Source organism: Bacillus sp. FSL P2-0099, assembly GCF_038007445.1.
Classification (GTDB): domain Bacteria; phylum Bacillota; class Bacilli; order Bacillales; family Bacillaceae_G; genus Bacillus_A; species Bacillus_A mycoides.
This window is the reverse complement of sequence record NZ_JBBOXE010000001.1, coordinates 4,060,813-4,078,473: the sequence shown is the minus strand read 5'-3', so window position 1 is coordinate 4,078,473 and position 17,661 is coordinate 4,060,813. Positions and strand designations below refer to the sequence as shown.

The window sequence follows — 17,661 nt, the reverse complement described above, 5'->3', positions numbered from 1 at the left end:
AAATATAAAAAGGATTACCGATTAAGGTAATCCTTTTTATTATATTATGAAACTGGTAATGCTTTTTCTTTCTTCCATGAAAGGCCAAATCCAGTAAAGCCGACGATAATTGTTAAGACTGGGCAAGCTAAACAGAAGATTGCGTATGGAAGGTAATCGAATGTTGGAACGCTAAGGACGTTTGTTAAGAATACGCCACTTACACCCCATGGTACGAGCGGGTTAATAACTGTACCTGCATCTTCTAATACGCGTGATAAATTACGACGTTCTAAACCGACTTCATCGTATTTATTAGCGAATGCTTGTCCTGTTAAAACGATTGATAAGTACTGCTCACCAAGTAAGAAGTTTACACCAATTGCAGTTGAAGCAGTAGAAATAATTAAGCGTGTGCTATTTTTTACGAAGCTAGAGATAATATTCATCAGCTGCGCTATAATACCCATTCCTTGTAATAATCCTCCCATACAAAGAGCTAGGAAAATAAGAGCAATCGACATCATCATACTTTGTAGACCACCGCGAGATAGTAAGCTATCAATGTCTTTAATACCAGTTTTAGAAACGTAGCCGTCTTGCATAATTTTCATTAAATCAGCTAAAGAAGTGCTAGGTTTAAAAATAAAGAGAATAATAATTCCTACTACAATTCCTGCAAGCAATGTTGGAACTGCTGGAACCTTTTTAAATGCGAATAGGAACAGTAATAAAATTGGAATAAGTGTAACGATAGAAATTGTTGTGTTTTTTTCTAACGTGCTAATAAAGTTTGTGAAGTCAACGTCTCCACTAGTACCGCTTCCTAAAATGAAAAATGCGATAAAAGCAATAATGAAAGCAGGAACTGTTGTCCAAAGCATGTTACGAATATGCTCAAATAAATCTACACCCGTTACAGCAGGAGCTAAGTTTGTTGTATCAGATAAAGGAGACATTTTATCTCCAAAGAATGCACCAGAAATAATTGCACCAGCGATCAGAGCTGGATCGTACCCGAGAGCACTACCCATTCCCATAAAGGCAAGTCCTACAGTTGCGGCAGTTGTAAAGGCACTACCGATACTTGTTCCAACAATTGCACAAACAACAAAAACGGTTGGGACGAAAATTTTAGGAGATACAAGCTGGAAGCCGTATACCATTAAAGTTGGAATTGTTCCAGCAGCTATCCAAACACTAATTAATACGCCCACAAGTAAGAAAATAAAAATAGATGGAATACCAGCTGAAATACTACTGATCATCCCTTTTTCCATAGTAGACCAAGAGATTTTTTTCATAAATCCAAATGCTAATAAAAGAACGATACCAAATAAGATTGGGATGTGTGGTGAAACTTCTAATTGGATAACACTAAAGCCAATACAGAAAAAGATAAATAATGTTAAAAGAACAGATTCAATTTTTGAAACCATTGTTTTTCCCTCCTAAGTAATTTAAAATAGCTCTTTTTTATATGAAATTCGCCAATATTGTATATTTCCTTCTAAAATTTAGAATTTTGCGACAAATTATCGGTAATTGTCAACATCTCAATATGATACGGAAATGATTGGATAAAAAAAACGCCCCTGCATATAATTATGCAGGGACGAAGAAATCGCGGTACCACCCTAGCTTGTGAAAGGAATGTATCACAAAATAAAGGGTCATATGATATGCGCTCATAAAATAAAAACGCCCCTGCAATATATGCAGGGACGAAAAATTCGCGGTACCACCCTAAATTGTGAAACAGTTTCATTTCACCACTCTTTAGACATAACGGTCTAAACCGTCTTTCACTACTCCTCACGTTTCGTAAAAGAAGCTCCAGGGGGTAATTCATAAATCGCTCTGTACTGGTTCGCACCGACCACCAGCTCTCTGAAATCAGAAAACGAAATACTACTAAATCCTATCAACGCCGATTCATATGATGTTAGTTAAATTTTTATCATATATTCATCATACATGTCAATAAAAACATTCGATATTTTTTTAGGGAAATAAAGGAGAAATGTTTTTCATACTGTAAAAATGTGCGTTATAATGAATTTGAAAGGGGAGGAAAGAGTGAAGAAAAAAATAATTCTTTTTACCACCTTACTAGTCGTTGGCGGAAGTGCTGGAATTTACACAGCTTTTGCAGCTGAATCAGAGCAGTCGAAACAAAAGCAAATACAGCAGTCAGAAGTGAAGAAAGTGAAAGAAACTGAAGAGAAGAAATCGATGGAAAAAGCAGCTACGAAACTAGGAGTTTCTACTGAGGGGAAAACAAAAGAAGAGGTTACAAAAGAAGTAGATACCGCTAGATTTGAGCAGCGCCATGATTTGTTAATTGAGCATGCTAAGCAACTTGGAATTGATACAGAAGGAAAAAAAGATGAAGAGATTATTTTAGAAATTGGAAAGATACAACATGGAAAGTAGAACAACTTATCGTATGATAAGTTGTTCTTTTTTGAGAACTATTTGATTTAAAAATAATTGACAGTCATTTGTTTTTAATGTTAACTATATTTATAAATAAGTTAACATTAGGGGTGACAATTGTGGCTGTTAATAGTAACACGAGTGAAAAATCGTTTTATACATATGAAGAATTATCGAAGAAGAATAAAGATTACGTATGGCACCCATTTACACAAATGAAAGATTATTTAGAAGAAGATCCTGTCATTATTGAACGTGGAGAGGGAAGAAAGCTATACGATGTAAATGGAAATGAATATTGGGACGGTGTTTCATCTATTTGGTTAAATGTTCATGGGCATCAAGTACCAGAACTAGATGAGGCAATTCGCGAGCAATTAAATAAAATTGCTCATTCTACTATGCTAGGACTTGCTAACGTTCCATCTATTTTATTAGCAGAAAAAATAATTGAAGTTGTACCAGAAGGTTTGAAGAAAGTATTCTATTCAGACTCTGGTTCTAGCGCCGTTGAAATTGCAATTAAGATGGCCTTTCAATATTGGCAGCATAAAGGAAAACCGAAAAAACAAAGATTTGTTACATTAAAAGAAGCATATCACGGTGATACGATAGGTGCTGTTTCAGTAGGAGCAATAGACTTGTTTCACCAAGTGTATAGTTCACTATTATTTGAGGCAATTAAAATGCCGTATCCATATACATATCGTTCTCCTTATGGAGATAATAAGGAACAAATTGTAAAGAAACATTTAGAAGAAATGGAAGAAATGCTACAAGAAAAACATGAAGAAGTAGCAGCTATTATTGTGGAGCCATTAATGCAAGGTGCTGGTGGGATGATTACAATGCCAAAAGGATACTTAAAAGGGCTTCGCGATTTATGTACAAAATACAATGTATTATTTATTACAGATGAGGTAGCGACTGGATTTGGGCGTACCGGGAAAATGTTTGCATGTGAACACGAGGATGTAACGCCAGACATTTTAACAGCCGGAAAAGGTTTAACAGGTGGTTATTTACCAGTGGCAATTACGGTAACGACAGATGAAATTTATAATGCCTTTTTAGGAGGCTATGAAGAACAAAAAACGTTTTTCCATGGTCATAGTTATACAGGGAATCCGTTAGGGTGTGCCGTAGCAATTGCAAATTTAGAACTATATGAAAAAACTAATTTAATAGAAGATGTTGCGTATAAAGCAGAATATGTAGCGGCACAATTAGAAGCTCTTAATGAATATAAGCATGTAGGAGATATTCGTCAGTGTGGGCTAATGGTTGGTATTGAACTTGTGAAGAATAAGGAAATGAAAGAATCGTTTGAATGGACAGAAAGAGTCGGCGTTCAAGTATGTAAACGTTCAAGAGAGCTGGGCATGATTTTGCGACCACTCGGTAATACGATTGTATTTATGCCTCCTCTTGCATCTACGGTGGCTGAGATTGATGAGATGTTACGCATTTTATATAAAGCAATCTCGGATGTTACGGAGGGAGAGTAATGAGTGGTTTCTTTATAACAGCAACGGATACAGAAGTTGGCAAAACGGTAGTGACAGGAGCATTGGCAGGTATATTTCGAGAGCGTGGACATAATGTTGGTGTATATAAACCGTTGCAAAGTGGACATGTTGCATCAAATCCTGAGGGTGATGCAGCAAGATTAAAAGCATTATCGGGTGTACCGACAGAAGAAGATGAAATTTGTCCTTATTCCATTGAAGAACCACTTGCTCCGAGACTTGCCATGAAAAGAGCTGGAAGGACAGTAACGTTAAAAGAAATTACTGCTCACTATAATGAACTACTAAAAGAGTTTAATAGCCTATTTGTAGAAGGGGCTGGTGGGCTTGCAGTTCCATATACAGAAGATGCTTTAGTGATTGATTTTGCAAAAGAATTACAGCTTCCTCTTATTGTAGTAGCGCGTCCTACGCTTGGGACAGTTAATCATACTATTTTAACAATTTCTTATGCAAAAGCACATGGATTAAAAGTAGCAGGTGTAATTTTATCTGGATGTAAAGGATATGAAAAAGAAAGAGTGCAAGAAAATAAAATAATGATTGAGGAGTTAAGTGGCGTGCCGGTTTTAGGGTTATTACCATTCCTTGAAGGAGAGTTTACAAAGGAAGAATTATTAGGGGCGGCAAAAGAGCATATTATGATTTCAAAATTAGAGGAGCTCATCCAAAATGAATCAAATGTGGCGCACGCATCTTCAATCTAAAGTAGAACAATTAAAGGAGCAAGGGCAGTATCGTAATTTACATGTAACAGAGAAAGCGGAAGAGACATGGCTTATTCGAAATAAGAAAAAGATGCTAAATTTAGCATCGAATAATTATTTAGGATTAGCTGGAGATGAAAGGTTGAAAGAAGCTGCTATTGCCTGCACGAGAAAATATGGAACTGGAGCGACAGCATCTCGTCTCGTTGTAGGAAATTATCCATTGTATGAAGAGGTTGAGAAAATTATATGCAACTGGAAAGGTACTGAAAGAGCATTAATTGTAAATAGTGGGTATACAGCAAATGTAGGTGCTATATCTGCTTTAACCTGTCGTCACGATATGGTTTTTAGTGATAAATTAAATCACGCAAGTATTGTTGATGGAATTATATTAAGCGGAGCAGAGCATAAAAGATATCGTCATAATGATTTGGATCATTTAGAAAAGATGTTGCAAATAGCGTCACCAGAAAAGAGAAAATTAATCGTAACAGATACGATTTTTAGTATGGATGGAGATATTGCATATTTGAGAGGCTTAGTTCAGCTGAAAGAGAAATACGGGGCAATCATTATAGTTGATGAAGCACACGCAAGTGGAATATATGGAATCGGTGGAGCTGGACTATCTCATATAGAAAAAGATATCGCTCAAAAAATTGATATACATATGGGGACGTTTAGTAAGGCTTTAGGGTGTTATGGTGCGTATTTAACGGGTGATTCCATTTATATAGAGTATTTACAAAATATGATGAGAAGCTTGATTTTTACTACAGCTTTACCACCAGGAACATTAGGGGCGATCCGAAAAGCAATTGAAATTGTGAAAGAAGATAACGAAAGAAGAGAGCGACTTATAGAGAATGGTGCATATTTCAGGACGCATTTACAAGAAGCTGGTTTTGATATTGGGAATAGCTCAACTCATATTGTACCGATTGTAGTTGGGTCAAATGAAAATACTTTACGGTTTAGTGAAAGGTTACAAGAGGTAGGTATCGCAGCCATTGCAATTCGTCCGCCGACTGTTCCGGTTGGTAGTTCTCGAGTCCGTTTTGCAGTTACGTCACAACATACAATAGCCGATTTAAAATGGGCTATTCAGCATATTATACGCATTGGTAAAGAAGAGGGGTTTTTAGTATGAAAGAGCTAAAGCTTATTTTTATTCCAGGATGGGGAATGGAAGAAGGTGTTTGGACTTTGGTTCTGCCGTATTTTAAAGGATATTCTGTTCAATGTATAGATTGGCGTAACGTGAAAGAACAAAGTGAATTTGCGGGGCGAATAATAGATGTAGCGCAGGATGAAAATGTAATTTTAGTTGGATGGTCACTAGGAGCGTTAGCGGCAGTACAAGCTTATAAAAAGATTAAGGCCCAAGGTATGGTACTAATTGGTGGTACCGCTAAATTTACCAATACAAGTGACTATACAAGTGGATGGAATTCCTTGCATGTAGAACGTATGAAAAAGAATTTAACGAGAAAAAAAGAAGATACTTTGAAGCGTTTCTATGAAAATATGTTTACAAAAAGTGAGCTGAGGGAAAATACGAGTTTTGAAGAGGTTGCGCGGAAGTTTAAAGGAGACTCGATTCAGTCTTTAAAATTAGCCTTAGATTATTTAATAGAAACAGATATGAGAAACGAATTAACAAGTGTAAAAGTCCCTTTGTTACTTCTTCATGGAGAACAGGATGTGATATGTCCATTATCCGCAGCTCATAGTATGACAGAGAATACGAATGCTACGTTAAAAGTAGTAAGCGAGGCTGGGCATGCTTTATGCGTGACAAATTTTGAATATTGCGCAAACGAAATCATTCAATTTGTAGAGGGGATACGACATGATCAACAAAACGTTACTGCAAAAACGGTTTAACGGGGCGGCTGTATCCTACGATCAATATGCAAATGTACAAAAAAAGATGGCGCATTCGTTACTTTCTACATTGAAGGAACGATATAGTGAAACTTCATCGATACGTATTTTAGAACTTGGATGCGGGACAGGATATGTAACAGAGCAATTATCAAATTTATTTCCGAAAGCTCATATTACAGCTGTGGATTTTGCTGATGAGATGATTGCAGTCGCGAAAACTAGAAAAAGTTTGGGAAATGTGATGTTTCGATGTGAAGATATTGAACAATTAAAATTAGAAAATCCATATGATGTCATCATTTCAAATGCTACATTTCAATGGCTTAATGATTTAAAAGAGACAGTGAAAAATTTATTTAACTATTTGTCTGAAGAAGGAATATTATTATTTTCCACGTTTGGTAATACGACTTTTCAAGAATTGCATACGTCTTTTCAGCGTGCTAAGAAAGAAAAGGGGATATACAATTGTACTTCAATAGGACAACGATTCGTTTCGAAAGAACAGTTAGTGAATATATGCAAAAATCCATTAGGAAATGTACATGTTTCTGAAACGTGTTACATAGAAAGCTTTACAGAAGTTAGGGAGTTTCTACATTCTATTCGAAAAGTAGGGGCAACCAATAGTAATGAAGAGTCTTACTGTCAAAGCCCTTCACTCTTTCGTACGATGCTTCGTATATACGAAAGAGACTTCACGGGAAAAGAAGGGATAATGGCAACATATCATGCTTTATTTACGTATATAACAAAAGAGGGGAAGAGATGAAATGAAACAAGTACAAACAAAAAGGGATTGGAAAAAACTTGCATACGACGTAGTAGAAGAGAAAATGATTACGAAAGAAGATGCAATTGCAATATTAGAAGCTGATGATACAGAGGTTTTAGAAATTATGAATGCAGCTTACATCATTCGCCATCATCATTTTGGTAAGAAAGTAAAGTTGAACATGATTATAAATACGAAATCTGGATTATGTCCTGAAGATTGCGGGTATTGTTCACAGTCTATTATTTCAGAAGCACCGATTGATAAGTATGCATGGTTAACACAAGAGAAAATTGTTGAAGGAGCGCACGAAGCAATTCGTCGTAAAGCAGGTACATATTGTATTGTTGCATCTGGTCGTCGTCCGACGAATAAAGAAGTAAATCACGTTATTGGAGCAGTTAAGGAAATTCGTGAAACGACAGATTTAAAAATTTGCTGTTGTTTAGGATTTTTAAATGAAGATCAAGCAGGTCAGTTAGCAGAAGCTGGTGTGCATCGTTATAATCACAATTTAAATACGCATGCCAACAATTATGATAGCATTTGTTCAACGCATACTTATGACGATCGTGTTGATACAGTCCAAAAAGCGAAGCAAGCCGGTATTTCTCCATGCTCTGGGGCAATTTTCGGAATGGGAGAAACGATTGAACAGCGCGCTGAAATTGCCTTTGAATTACAACGTTTAGATGCGGATTCTATTCCGTGTAATTTCCTGGTTGCTGTAAAGGGTACTCCGCTTGAAGGACAAAAAGAATTAACACCTGTAGAATGTTTAAAAGTGCTGGCGATGATGCGTTTTGTAAATCCAACAAAAGAAATTCGTATTTCAGGTGGTCGAGAACTTAATTTACGTTCTGTACAGCCACTTGGTTTATTTGCAGCAAACTCTATCTTTGTCGGGGACTATTTAACAACAGCTGGACAAGAGCCGACTGCGGACTGGGGTATGATTGAAGATTTAGGATTTGAGATTGAAGAATGTGCGCTATAAGATAGATGAAAAGCAAACTCTTTAAAGGGGTTGCTTTTTTTTGTAAATAAAATGTAATAAAAGTCCATTAACGCTTGATAGTAGTCACTTTTGGACGAGAAAAATAATTTTGTGGACGAATTTTCCAAGCCCTAATTGTACATAGTAAAAATGTAATTTATATCGGGTTGGAGGATTTTACATGTACAAATACATATTAACTATTATGACCTGTCTGATTTTAATAAAAGCGATAAGTGCTGATCCAGTTAAGGCGGCTGAAAATCCTGAACAAAAAGAAATGCAACAAAGAATTGAACAGCATTTTCGAACGAAAGCTGAACATTTTGGGCTTGAAACAGAAGGAAAAGATTTAAAAGAAGTGAGGAAGGAAATTTCTATTATAGAAGAAGCGGAAAAGAGAGAAAATGTGTGGAGAACAGCACAAACACTTCGTATACAAACAGAAGGAAAAACAATGGATGAATTAATAAAAGATGTCCGGAAAAAAGTAAAAAAATAAAAAAGAGGCCGCAGCCTCTTTTTTATTTTTTTATGCCCATTGTTTTGATAAGTGAGCCATTTCAATGGCAGCAACTGCTGATTCATAGCCTTTATTACCAGCTTTCGTGCCCGCACGTTCAATCGCTTGTTCGATCGTTTCTGTCGTTAATACACCGAAAATAACTGGGATGTCTGTTTGTAGTGATAAGGATGCAACACCTTTTGCTACTTCATTACAAACGTAATCATAATGCGTTGTAGCACCGCGAATTACTGTACCTAATGTAATAACAGCATCATACTTTCCGCTACTAGCCATCTTTTTAGCGATTAAAGGAATTTCGAATGCACCAGGAACCCATGCAACATCAATATCATTTTCTTCTACACCGTGACGCTTTAATCCGTCTAAAGCACCGCCAAGTAACTTGCTTGTAATAAATTCATTAAAACGTCCAACAACAACCCCAACTTTTAATCCTGTACCAACTAAATGACCTTCGAATACCATAATGTATCTCTCCCTTAATTATAAGTTTAGTAAATGTCCTAATTTGCTTGCTTTTGTTTGTAAATACGTTTTATTTTCTTCTTTTGTTGGCATTTGTAACGGTACACGCTCGGTTACTTCTAAATCGTAACCTTGTAAGCCAGCAATTTTTCGTGGATTATTCGTTAATAATCGTAAACTTTGTAAGCCTAAATCTTTTAAAATTTGAGCGCCAATACCGTAATCACGAAGATCAGCTGGGAACCCAAGTTTTTCATTTGCTTCTACAGTATCTAACCCTTCTTCTTGTAACTTATAAGCGCGGAGCTTATTCAGAAGGCCAATGCCTCGTCCTTCTTGTCTCATATAGAGAAGAACACCTTTTCCTTCACGCTCAATTTGAGCAAGTGCAGCATGTAGCTGTGGTCCGCAATCACAGCGGCACGAACCAAATACATCTCCTGTTAAGCATTCTGAATGAACGCGTACAAGTACAGGTTCGCCTGTTGAAATATCACCTTTTACGAGCGCGATATGTTCTTTCATATCTAATGAGTTAGAATAGCCAATTGCATGGAAAGTACCGAAATCTGTAGGTAATGTAATTTCCACTTCTCTTGTCACAAGTGTTTCGTGATGGCGGCGATAAGCAATTAAATCTTCTATTGTAATCATTTTTATATCAAATTGTTTTGCGCACTCTAGTAAATCAGGTACACGTGCCATCGTACCGTCCTCATTTATAATTTCGCAAATGACTCCAGCTGGTTCTGCTCCGCAAAGTTTGGCTAAATCGACAGCGGCTTCTGTATGACCAGCACGGCGCAGTACACCGCCTTCTTTCGCAATTAATGGAAAGATATGTCCAGGGCGATTGAAATCAGAGCCTTTTGATGCAGGGTTTAACAATTCTTGTATTGTAGTTGCACGTTCATGAGCACTAATCCCTGTTGTTGTAGAAACATGATCAATGCTCACTGTAAACGCAGTGTGATGTGAATCTGTATTATGAGATACCATTGGTTCTAACTGTAGACGTTCTGCGTACTCCTCCGTAATGGGTACACAAACGAGACCACGACCGTGTGTAATCATAAAATTAATCGTTTCTGGTGTAATGTACTCTGCTAAAGCAATAAAATCGCCTTCATTTTCTCGGTTTTCATCATCACATACGATAACAACTTTTCCTTGTTTTAAATCTTCTAGAGCTTCTTCAATACGATGAAACATTGTGCTTCCTCCTTATAGAAATCCGTTTTCTTGTAAAAAGCTTTCGGTCATTGAACCAGTTTTTTTTGCGGGCTTTGAGATAAAGCGTTCAATATATTTTCCAATCATGTCACACTCAATGTTTACGATGTCCCCGGCTTTTTTTTCTCCGATTATAGACTCGCTTACTGTGTGGGGGATGAGTGAAATTGTAATTGAAGATTCGTCTATATCAAATATTGTTAAGCTAGTGCCATCAACAGCAACGGATCCTTTATGCAAACAATAGCGTAGTAATTCATCAGAAATTGCTATTTTGTAATAGATGGCATTGTAATGTTGTTTTTTAGTTAAAATCGTACCGATGCCATCGATATGTCCGGTGACGAAATGTCCACCGAATCGTCCGCTTGCAGCCATCGCCCGTTCTAAATTCACCTTGGCACTTGGCTTTAGCATACGAAGTGATGTTGCTTTCATTGTTTCAGGCATTGCGTCGACAGTGAATGAAGTAGTCGTAAAAGTAGTTACTGTTAAGCAAATGCCGTTAACTGCGATACTATCACCTAATTTGACATCCGATAAAATTTGCTTTGCGCTAATAGTTAGCTTCATTGCTTCACCACTTTGAGTCATGCTTGATATCGTTCCTAACTCTTCTACGATTCCTGTAAACATTCCGTCACCTCGCTTTTTAAGGTTGCAACAATTTTTATATCATTACCGATTTGTTTCATCTCTTGAATTGTTAAGGAAAGTGCATCTTGTAACTTCGAAAAACCAGCTCCGCCAAATAAGGTGGGTGCATCTTTTCCACCAATTAATTTCGGGCTTATATAGGTCACGATTTCATTAAAACTATTTGTTTTTAAGAAGTTTGCATGCACCGTTTGACCACCTTCAACGAACAGAGAAAGAATTTGTTTCTCACCGAGCAGGGATAGGACATCTTGTATTTCAATTTGCTGTGTTTTCATTTGGAATACAGCTATATTGTTAGATTCATAAGACGCTATTTTCTCTTTGTTTACATCCTTACCGACAATAATCCATGTCGGAGTTAAGCCATCTGTTATGACATAAGAAGATGGCGGCGTTCGTAAGTGGGTATCTAAAATAACGCGTATAGGATGTTTACCTCCGTTTGGAATTCGTGTTGTTAAGTGTGGATTATCAGTTAGAACTGTATTCACACCGACTAGAATAGCATCATGTATATGACGATATTGGTGAACGTCAGCGCGTGCTTCTTCGCCTGTAATCCACTTACTTTCACCGGTTATAGTTGCTGTTTTTCCATCTAAGCTCATTGCTGTTTTTATTGTTACAAAGGGACGTTTCGTTTTCATATAGTGAAAAAAGTATCGATTTAATAAAGTGGCTTCCGCCTCAAGAACACCAGTAGTTACCTCGATTCCAACTTCTTCTAATCTCCTTTTTCCATTGCCGGAAACGAGTGGATTGCAATCAAGAGTAGCAATTACAACACGCTGAACTCCTTTTTCAATGAGTAATTCACAGCAAGGGGGTGTTTTTCCAAAATGGCTACACGGTTCAAGTGTTACATAAACGGTAGCGTCTTTTGCTCTTTCACCAGCCATGTGAAGAGCATGAACTTCAGCATGTTCTTCACCAGCACGCATGTGGGCACCCATTCCAACAATTTTTCCATCTTTAACAACAACGGCACCAACCATAGGATTTGGGCTTGTTTGTCCCGATGTTCCTTGTGCTAACTGCAAGGCAATCCTCATATATTCTTGATCTGTCATTCTTTTCACCTCTCCTGAAAAAATCAAAAAAACCCAAGGATTTTATATCCTTGGGGTTTGGGAGACGTGATTTCTAGAAATATAGTTCGAATACGAAAGTATAGGAAAGAAACCTAACGATGACTGATATTTTGGCATAAGGAAAAAACCTAGCAAAATATCAAATTCTTTCAACGCTAGTCGTATCTTTTTATTTCAGTATAGAAACATAACTATACAAAATAAAACATATATAAAGATTCAAAATGAAACTTTAAAAATATGCATACTGAAATAAAAGTGTATTCGCTATATAAAATTACTAGAAAACATATCCTTCTCCCATCCAGACTATACTGTCGGCCCTAGAGTTTCACTAGATCCACCGTTTTCGCGTTGAAAACGGGTCACGGACTTAGAAGCTATCGCTTCATCACCGCCGGTTGGGAATTTCACCCGACCCCGAAGGATGTTGTTTGCTCACATTATAGCACAAAAAAGAAAAAAGCATAGTAAAAAATATTCGAATGTGAAGAATTGTTTGAAAATATATACCGATTTGAATGGGGAAGAAAGTAATAGAAATGTGGAAAGGGGAAGGGCTGTATAGGCTTTGATCAAAAGAAAAAACATACACAAATAAATGTGCATGCTCTTTAAATATTTATTCTGCCTCTGGTGCTCTAACAACAGACTCGAATTTTCCTTTATGCGAAGCATCGCAATAAGGCATGTTTTTTGATAAACCACAACGACATAAAGAAAATGCTGGTTTTGCTGGGAATACATTCCCTTGTGAGTCAACTAATTCCACGTCCCCTGTAACGCGAAAAGAGCCATTATCATTCACTTTAATTTGTACTTTTGCCAACGTTATCCCTCCTTTCCAAACGCTTACTCTCATCATATAATTAGGGAGAGTACTTGACAATATAAAAAGAGCGCTTTGTTTGAGAGAGAAGAGAGTGTTATAATAGTTTTTATAACTGACTAGAGTAAGGTGACGAAAGATGGATAAAAAATTACACACACTACAAAATATTGCAAATGAGCGCACATGGGCATCATTTTTGAATGATAATCATCCATATAGTTTACTTCATTGGTCAATCGCAGGTGTAGGACAAGAACCGAAAGATGTTTGGTTACTTCAAGATGAGGTAACTTTTCAAACGACGGAATTCCCAACGCTAGACGAGGCAGTAAAGTGGATTTCTGAAAATATGGAACAAGTTACAGACGTTTTAGCGCAGTAAAAAAACAGGCTTATGCAAGCCTGTTTTTTGTTTCTTTTACATATGTGTTTAAAAATTGATCGATGGCATCTTCGTACTCTTCTTTATTTTCATTATAAGAGCAAGCGTGTGCACCATGTTCTGCAATATAAAGCTGTTTATTATTTTCTTTCGCTTCATAAAGTGATTTCGTCATATCAGATAAAATATAGTCATCATCTTTACTATGAATAAAGAGAACCGGATTGTTAATATTTTTTATACAATCAATTGGTGAAACTTCACGAATTGTATAGCCATCACGAACTTTTAAAAAGGCATTTGCTAAAGGTAATAAAGGCCATTTTGGCAAATGAAACTCAACTTTCAAACGATGTTGTAACTGTCCATAAAAATCAGAGAAAGGACAATCAGCAATATAAAAATCAGCACCATCTTCTACAAATCCTGCATATTGAAGAAGAGTTGCAGCGCCCATAGATTCACCATGAATTCCGAGTGTAATATTCGTTCCGAAACGATCCTTTAGCCAGTCAACTACTGACTTTAAATCATGTTTTTCATAATAGCCATAACTTGTTGTTTTACCACCGGTTTTACCATGACGGCGATGATCATAAATAAATACGTTATATCCTCTATTTAAAAATAAGTTTGCATATTTAACGGAATTCATTTTATTTACAGTCACACCGTGGCAAAAAATCATAAATTTATTGGAATGACCAGCTGGCATGTAATATCCGTGAAGTTCGTATCCGAATTGAGAAGGGATGTGAACCTCTTCTTTTTGAATAGCCTTAAAATCGTCCAAATGAAAATGCTTTTTCGTTTCGCGTTCTAAAACTTCTTCCTCTGTTTTTTTCTTCAAGTACATAACTTTATTTGTAAAGAAAATCCCAATCGCAGTTAGTGCACCTAGTATAGTAAACAATGCTGTAAAAAAACGTTTCATACTTTACCTCATCCTCCAAATACCTCTACATGTGATACACTAACATTGTATCACAATGATGTGAAAAGGGGAGAAATCGTGTATGGTTCATATACAAAAAATCACACCAGAAATGAAAGAAGTAATTCAGGATTTTATGTGTGAAAATTGGGGAAGCTCAATGATGGTCTCGCGAGGCAGAGTACATCAATTAGAAGAATTACCTGGTTTTATTGCACTTAGAAATAACAGAATAGTGGGAATTATAACATATAAAGTGATAGAAAACATGTGTGAAATTGTATCGTTAAATAGTTTTGAGGAAGGGAAGGGGATTGGTACAAAACTGGTGGATTGTGTGTTGCAAGTGGCAAAAGAGAACGAATGTAAAAAAGTGTGGCTTATTACGACGAATGATAATATGAACGCACTTCGTTTTTATCAAAAACGTAACTTCATGATGACGAACTTGTATATTGATGCGGTAAAGGAAGCACGAAAAATAAAGAAAGAAATTCCATTTATTGGTTATGATAATATCGCGATTTCACATGAAATTCAGCTGGAGTATATTTTCTCCCGCATTAACGGGCAGTAAAACTCCCACCTCAAAATTCAGTTGGAGCAAAGAAGTTAGGTGGGAGATCCACTGCCCGTAAACGCCCGATTGGTTCAACTAATAATCAGTGGGGGATGAACAAAACCCCCACTGATTAAAGTTTCACTTTATGAGTAGAGTGGGAATTGTGTAACAATTTTCAGAAATATAAAACAATAACCTTGACGAATGTTATATTTTGGTTTAGTTTAAAATTGTAATCTATTACCATATTAAGGGGTGACGATGTGGCAACTATACGTGATGTTGCAAAATTGGCCGGTGTTTCAGTCGCAACCGTTTCAAGAGTCATTAACGAAAAAGGATATGTCCATGAAGATACGGTGAAACAAGTAAAAAAAGCAATTGAAGAATTACATTATAGACCGAATGCTACAGCAAAGCCTTTATTTAAACAGCCTTCAATGGTGATTGCATTACTTGTAGATAATTTGCATAATCCATCATACATCACTTTGCTCCGTTTCGTTGAGGAAATAGCATACAAAGAAGGGTATCAAGTAATAGTTTGTAATATAGAAAATAAGAATAGATACATAGATATGTTGGAGCAAAATAACATTGCAGGCGTTATAATGACGAAATCTGTTTTTCGAAGTATAGGAGACATCTCACTTCCTTTCGCTGTGCTTGAAGAACGACAATCTCTTATGAGCTATTATGAAAGTGGACAGAAAGCTGTTTCTTTATTAAAAGAGAAAGGCTGCCAGTTTCTTGCTTATATCGGTGAGGGAGTAGAGAGTGAAGAAATGGAAGAGCATGTGGCAGGATTTCTAGATACTGCTTGGAAAGAAGGACTTTCTTATCGAGAGGAAATTGTACAAGGGTATACGAATCAACAGTTTCTTGAATTGTTACAAAAGCATCCATACATAGATGGGGTTGTAGCTTCAAGTGATAAGGTCGCTATTGAGCTAATCAGGGCGGCGAAAACTCTTAATATTCATATACCAGGTAAGTTACAAATCATTGGATTTAACGGGAGTGTAGAGGGTGAATGGATAAGTCCATCATTAACGACGATTGGAAGTTATATCGAAGAAAATGGGGAAATAGCTTTTCAACAGTTAATAGGAAAAATAAAGAAGAAACAAGTGCGACAAGAAGAAGTGGAAACAGAATTTAGGTGCATTGAGAGAGAAACAACAAAGTAAAAGGTGCGTTTTTAAAACGCACCTTTTATAGTGTAATTGCGGCAATAAAGCCGAATATAAGTAACGGTATATTATAGTGTAGAAATGTTGGGACACATGTATCCCATATATGATGGTGCTGACCATCAGCATTTAAACCAGACGTTGGTCCAAGTGTACTATCAGATGCTGGAGAACCTGCATCACCAAGTGCACCAGCTGTACCGATAATTGCGATTGTAGCCATGGGACTAAATCCGAGCTGGACGCATAACGGTACGAAAATTGTTGTTAAGATTGGGATGGTTGAAAAGGAAGAGCCAATTCCCATCGTAACGAGAAGTCCAATAATGAGCATAAGAAATGCAGCAAGCGGTTTATTATTTCCGATTATATGTGCACTCGTTTGCACAAGAGATTCAACATGTCCAGTTTTTCGAAGAACAGCGCCAAATCCAGCGGCAGAAATCATAACAAATCCGATAAAGGACATCATACGCATTCCACTCGTTAAAATAGCATCGGCTTCTTTAAGAGGGAGGCTACCGCTAACTGATAAGACGATAATACCTGCTAAAGCACCAAAAATCATTGATTCTGTTGCTAATTGCACAGTTAATGTAGCGAGTATTGATAATAAACCCAAAGTAATGCTTCTTTTCGTATAGGGAACGATTTCATTCTGTGCAGCATGAATTTGTTCTGTTTCATATGTACGTGGTTTTCTGTATGTAATGAAAACCGCTACACATAATCCGATAATCATACCGATTGCTGGAATAGTCATCGCTTTTGGAATAAGTGCGACATCAAATGTAAGACCGCTTTGCGCAGCATTTGTTTGCAATACGTCATGAAAAATTTTTCCGAACCCTGCTGGAACCCACATGTAAGGGGTAATTAACCCAAATGTAATAAGACATGTTACAAGCCTACGATCCACCCTCAGCTCATTTAATACTTTTAAAAGTGCTGGAATTAAGATTGGGATGAAAGCGATATGAACAGGGATAATATTTTGTGAGAAACAAGCCATTGTTAAAATGATAAATAATATAAGTATTTTAGAATAGACTTGTTTTTTCGTGTCTTGTTCGTTGCCGATCCATTTTAAAGCTGATTGGATCATTGCATCAGGAAGTCCTGTTTTTGAAAGGGAAATAGCAAATCCACCGAGCATTGCGTAGCTTAATGCGATAGGAGCACTGTTCCCAAGACCGGCTGTAAAAGTACTAATTGTTTCTGAAATACCGAGTCCGCCGATAAGGCCGCCTGTTAAAGCTCCAACGATAATGGCGACAATGACTTGGACACGTAACAAACTAAGCAGTAGCATGACTGCTACTGCGATGAGTACAGCGTTCATAATAAATGTAATCTCCCTAATTTTTATTCTGTTAAGGCAAGCAAGTGTTTGTAGTGACATATACTTGCGACATATCATTATAAAATGTTTTCTATGAAATGTAAAAGCGCCTTTTGTTA

The 17,661-nt window shown here is 36.8% G+C and carries 19 protein-coding genes, 1 riboswitch and 1 other annotated feature; of the genes, 11 read left to right on the top strand and 8 right to left on the bottom strand.

Annotated features, from left to right (window positions below; translation table 11 throughout):
• Positions 1–44: 44 nt before the first annotated feature.
• Positions 45–1,418, bottom strand: coding sequence for a Na+/H+ antiporter NhaC (gene nhaC / locus MKY90_RS20980; RefSeq protein ID WP_215599364.1), 1,374 nt, complete (start codon positions 1,416–1,418; stop codon positions 45–47).
• A 278-nt stretch (positions 1,419–1,696) separates the two neighbouring features.
• Positions 1,697–1,916 (bottom strand) — a binding site (T-box leader).
• 142 nt (positions 1,917–2,058) lie between these two features.
• On the opposite strand from nhaC, the gene MKY90_RS20975 reads away from it, so the two are divergent.
• From MKY90_RS20975 to MKY90_RS20940, 8 genes are all read left to right on the top strand, one after another.
• Entirely contained in the window at positions 2,059–2,415 is a 357-nt protein-coding gene (locus MKY90_RS20975; protein ID WP_002128995.1) for a hypothetical protein, read from the top strand.
• A 77-nt stretch (positions 2,416–2,492) separates the two neighbouring features.
• The gene (gene bioA / locus MKY90_RS20970; protein WP_061675806.1) at positions 2,493–3,926 is read left to right on the top strand and encodes an adenosylmethionine--8-amino-7-oxononanoate transaminase; all 1,434 of its coding nucleotides are present in this window, start codon (positions 2,493–2,495) and stop codon (positions 3,924–3,926) included.
• Positions 3,926–4,654, top strand: a complete 729-nt coding sequence (gene bioD / locus MKY90_RS20965; protein ID WP_098167388.1) for a dethiobiotin synthase — start codon at positions 3,926–3,928, stop codon at positions 4,652–4,654. Before bioA ends, bioD begins: the two co-directional genes overlap by 1 nt.
• Complete coding sequence (gene bioF / locus MKY90_RS20960) at positions 4,620–5,807, top strand: 8-amino-7-oxononanoate synthase (protein ID WP_215599365.1); 1,188 nt, start codon at positions 4,620–4,622, stop codon at positions 5,805–5,807. The genes bioD and bioF overlap by 35 nt, the downstream gene beginning before the upstream one ends.
• A complete protein-coding gene (locus tag MKY90_RS20955) occupies positions 5,804–6,544 on the top strand; it encodes an alpha/beta fold hydrolase (RefSeq protein WP_341092453.1) in 741 nt (246 codons plus the stop codon). The genes bioF and MKY90_RS20955 overlap by 4 nt, the downstream gene beginning before the upstream one ends.
• Positions 6,510–7,319 (top strand): malonyl-ACP O-methyltransferase BioC, encoded by an 810-nt coding sequence (gene bioC, locus MKY90_RS20950; RefSeq protein ID WP_063218939.1) that lies wholly within the window; start codon positions 6,510–6,512, stop codon positions 7,317–7,319. Before MKY90_RS20955 ends, bioC begins: the two co-directional genes overlap by 35 nt.
• Position 7,320: 1 nt before the next feature.
• The gene (gene bioB, locus MKY90_RS20945) at positions 7,321–8,319 is read left to right on the top strand and encodes a biotin synthase (protein WP_002014986.1); all 999 of its coding nucleotides are present in this window, start codon (positions 7,321–7,323) and stop codon (positions 8,317–8,319) included.
• 181 nt (positions 8,320–8,500) lie between these two features.
• On the top strand, positions 8,501–8,821 hold the full coding sequence (locus MKY90_RS20940; RefSeq protein WP_063218940.1) for a hypothetical protein: 321 nt from the start codon (positions 8,501–8,503) through the stop codon (positions 8,819–8,821).
• Positions 8,822–8,851: 30 nt separating this feature from the next.
• On the opposite strand, the gene ribH is transcribed toward MKY90_RS20940, so the two are convergent.
• The 5 genes from ribH to MKY90_RS20915 form a co-directional block, all read right to left on the bottom strand.
• On the bottom strand, positions 8,852–9,313 hold the full coding sequence (gene ribH / locus MKY90_RS20935) for a 6,7-dimethyl-8-ribityllumazine synthase (protein WP_000230897.1): 462 nt from the start codon (positions 9,311–9,313) through the stop codon (positions 8,852–8,854).
• Positions 9,314–9,331: 18 nt separating this feature from the next.
• Positions 9,332–10,525, bottom strand: a complete 1,194-nt coding sequence (gene ribBA / locus MKY90_RS20930; RefSeq protein WP_002033864.1) for a bifunctional 3,4-dihydroxy-2-butanone 4-phosphate synthase/GTP cyclohydrolase II — start codon at positions 10,523–10,525, stop codon at positions 9,332–9,334.
• A gap of 12 nt (positions 10,526–10,537) precedes the next feature.
• On the bottom strand, positions 10,538–11,182 hold the full coding sequence (gene ribE / locus MKY90_RS20925) for a riboflavin synthase (RefSeq protein WP_098167392.1): 645 nt from the start codon (positions 11,180–11,182) through the stop codon (positions 10,538–10,540).
• Positions 11,164–12,276, bottom strand: a complete 1,113-nt coding sequence (gene ribD / locus MKY90_RS20920; protein ID WP_063218942.1) for a bifunctional diaminohydroxyphosphoribosylaminopyrimidine deaminase/5-amino-6-(5-phosphoribosylamino)uracil reductase RibD — start codon at positions 12,274–12,276, stop codon at positions 11,164–11,166. Before ribD ends, ribE begins: the two co-directional genes overlap by 19 nt.
• Before the next feature lie 309 nt (positions 12,277–12,585).
• A riboswitch (FMN riboswitch) is annotated at positions 12,586–12,729 on the bottom strand.
• Positions 12,730–12,919: 190 nt separating this feature from the next.
• Positions 12,920–13,126: a CDGSH iron-sulfur domain-containing protein gene (locus tag MKY90_RS20915; RefSeq protein WP_001151582.1), complete on the bottom strand. Its 207-nt coding sequence runs from the start codon at positions 13,124–13,126 to the stop codon at positions 12,920–12,922.
• Between the two features lie 139 nt (positions 13,127–13,265).
• Here MKY90_RS20915 and MKY90_RS20910 point away from each other — a divergent pair, with 139 nt between their 5' ends.
• Positions 13,266–13,511, top strand: a complete 246-nt coding sequence (locus MKY90_RS20910; protein WP_002014992.1) for a DUF2552 family protein — start codon at positions 13,266–13,268, stop codon at positions 13,509–13,511.
• Between the two features lie 10 nt (positions 13,512–13,521).
• On the opposite strand, the gene MKY90_RS20905 is transcribed toward MKY90_RS20910, so the two are convergent.
• Complete coding sequence (locus MKY90_RS20905) at positions 13,522–14,445, bottom strand: alpha/beta hydrolase (RefSeq protein WP_002033868.1); 924 nt, start codon at positions 14,443–14,445, stop codon at positions 13,522–13,524.
• Positions 14,446–14,527: 82 nt separating this feature from the next.
• Here MKY90_RS20905 and MKY90_RS20900 point away from each other — a divergent pair, with 82 nt between their 5' ends.
• Entirely contained in the window at positions 14,528–15,022 is a 495-nt protein-coding gene (locus MKY90_RS20900; protein WP_063218943.1) for a GNAT family N-acetyltransferase, read from the top strand.
• A gap of 248 nt (positions 15,023–15,270) precedes the next feature.
• Positions 15,271–16,197: a LacI family DNA-binding transcriptional regulator gene (locus MKY90_RS20895; protein ID WP_063218944.1), complete on the top strand. Its 927-nt coding sequence runs from the start codon at positions 15,271–15,273 to the stop codon at positions 16,195–16,197.
• Positions 16,198–16,222: 25 nt separating this feature from the next.
• On the opposite strand, the gene MKY90_RS20890 is transcribed toward MKY90_RS20895, so the two are convergent.
• Positions 16,223–17,542 (bottom strand): Na+/H+ antiporter family protein, encoded by a 1,320-nt coding sequence (locus tag MKY90_RS20890; RefSeq protein ID WP_002138221.1) that lies wholly within the window; start codon positions 17,540–17,542, stop codon positions 16,223–16,225.
• Positions 17,543–17,661: the final 119 nt, after the last annotated feature.

What these genes read in the sequence shown, in the direction of transcription:
- ribD (WP_063218942.1), bottom strand. Translation starts at nt 12,276, where the DNA reads ATGACAGATCAAGAATATATGAGGATTGCCTTGCAGTTAGCACAAGGA.
- ribE (WP_098167392.1), bottom strand. Translation starts at nt 11,182, where the DNA reads ATGTTTACAGGAATCGTAGAAGAGTTAGGAACGATATCAAGCATGACT.
- MKY90_RS20900 (WP_063218943.1), top strand. Translation starts at nt 14,528, where the DNA reads ATGGTTCATATACAAAAAATCACACCAGAAATGAAAGAAGTAATTCAG.
- MKY90_RS20910 (WP_002014992.1), top strand. Translation starts at nt 13,266, where the DNA reads ATGGATAAAAAATTACACACACTACAAAATATTGCAAATGAGCGCACA.
- nhaC (WP_215599364.1), bottom strand. Translation starts at nt 1,418, where the DNA reads ATGGTTTCAAAAATTGAATCTGTTCTTTTAACATTATTTATCTTTTTC.
- ribBA (WP_002033864.1), bottom strand. Translation starts at nt 10,525, where the DNA reads ATGTTTCATCGTATTGAAGAAGCTCTAGAAGATTTAAAACAAGGAAAA.
- ribH (WP_000230897.1), bottom strand. Translation starts at nt 9,313, where the DNA reads ATGGTATTCGAAGGTCATTTAGTTGGTACAGGATTAAAAGTTGGGGTT.
- bioB (WP_002014986.1), top strand. Translation starts at nt 7,321, where the DNA reads ATGAAACAAGTACAAACAAAAAGGGATTGGAAAAAACTTGCATACGAC.
- bioD (WP_098167388.1), top strand. Translation starts at nt 3,926, where the DNA reads ATGAGTGGTTTCTTTATAACAGCAACGGATACAGAAGTTGGCAAAACG.
- MKY90_RS20890 (WP_002138221.1), bottom strand. Translation starts at nt 17,542, where the DNA reads ATGAACGCTGTACTCATCGCAGTAGCAGTCATGCTACTGCTTAGTTTG.
- MKY90_RS20940 (WP_063218940.1), top strand. Translation starts at nt 8,501, where the DNA reads ATGTACAAATACATATTAACTATTATGACCTGTCTGATTTTAATAAAA.
- bioF (WP_215599365.1), top strand. Translation starts at nt 4,620, where the DNA reads ATGAATCAAATGTGGCGCACGCATCTTCAATCTAAAGTAGAACAATTA.
- bioC (WP_063218939.1), top strand. Translation starts at nt 6,510, where the DNA reads ATGATCAACAAAACGTTACTGCAAAAACGGTTTAACGGGGCGGCTGTA.
- MKY90_RS20955 (WP_341092453.1), top strand. Translation starts at nt 5,804, where the DNA reads ATGAAAGAGCTAAAGCTTATTTTTATTCCAGGATGGGGAATGGAAGAA.
- MKY90_RS20905 (WP_002033868.1), bottom strand. Translation starts at nt 14,445, where the DNA reads ATGAAACGTTTTTTTACAGCATTGTTTACTATACTAGGTGCACTAACT.
- bioA (WP_061675806.1), top strand. Translation starts at nt 2,493, where the DNA reads ATGTTAACTATATTTATAAATAAGTTAACATTAGGGGTGACAATTGTG.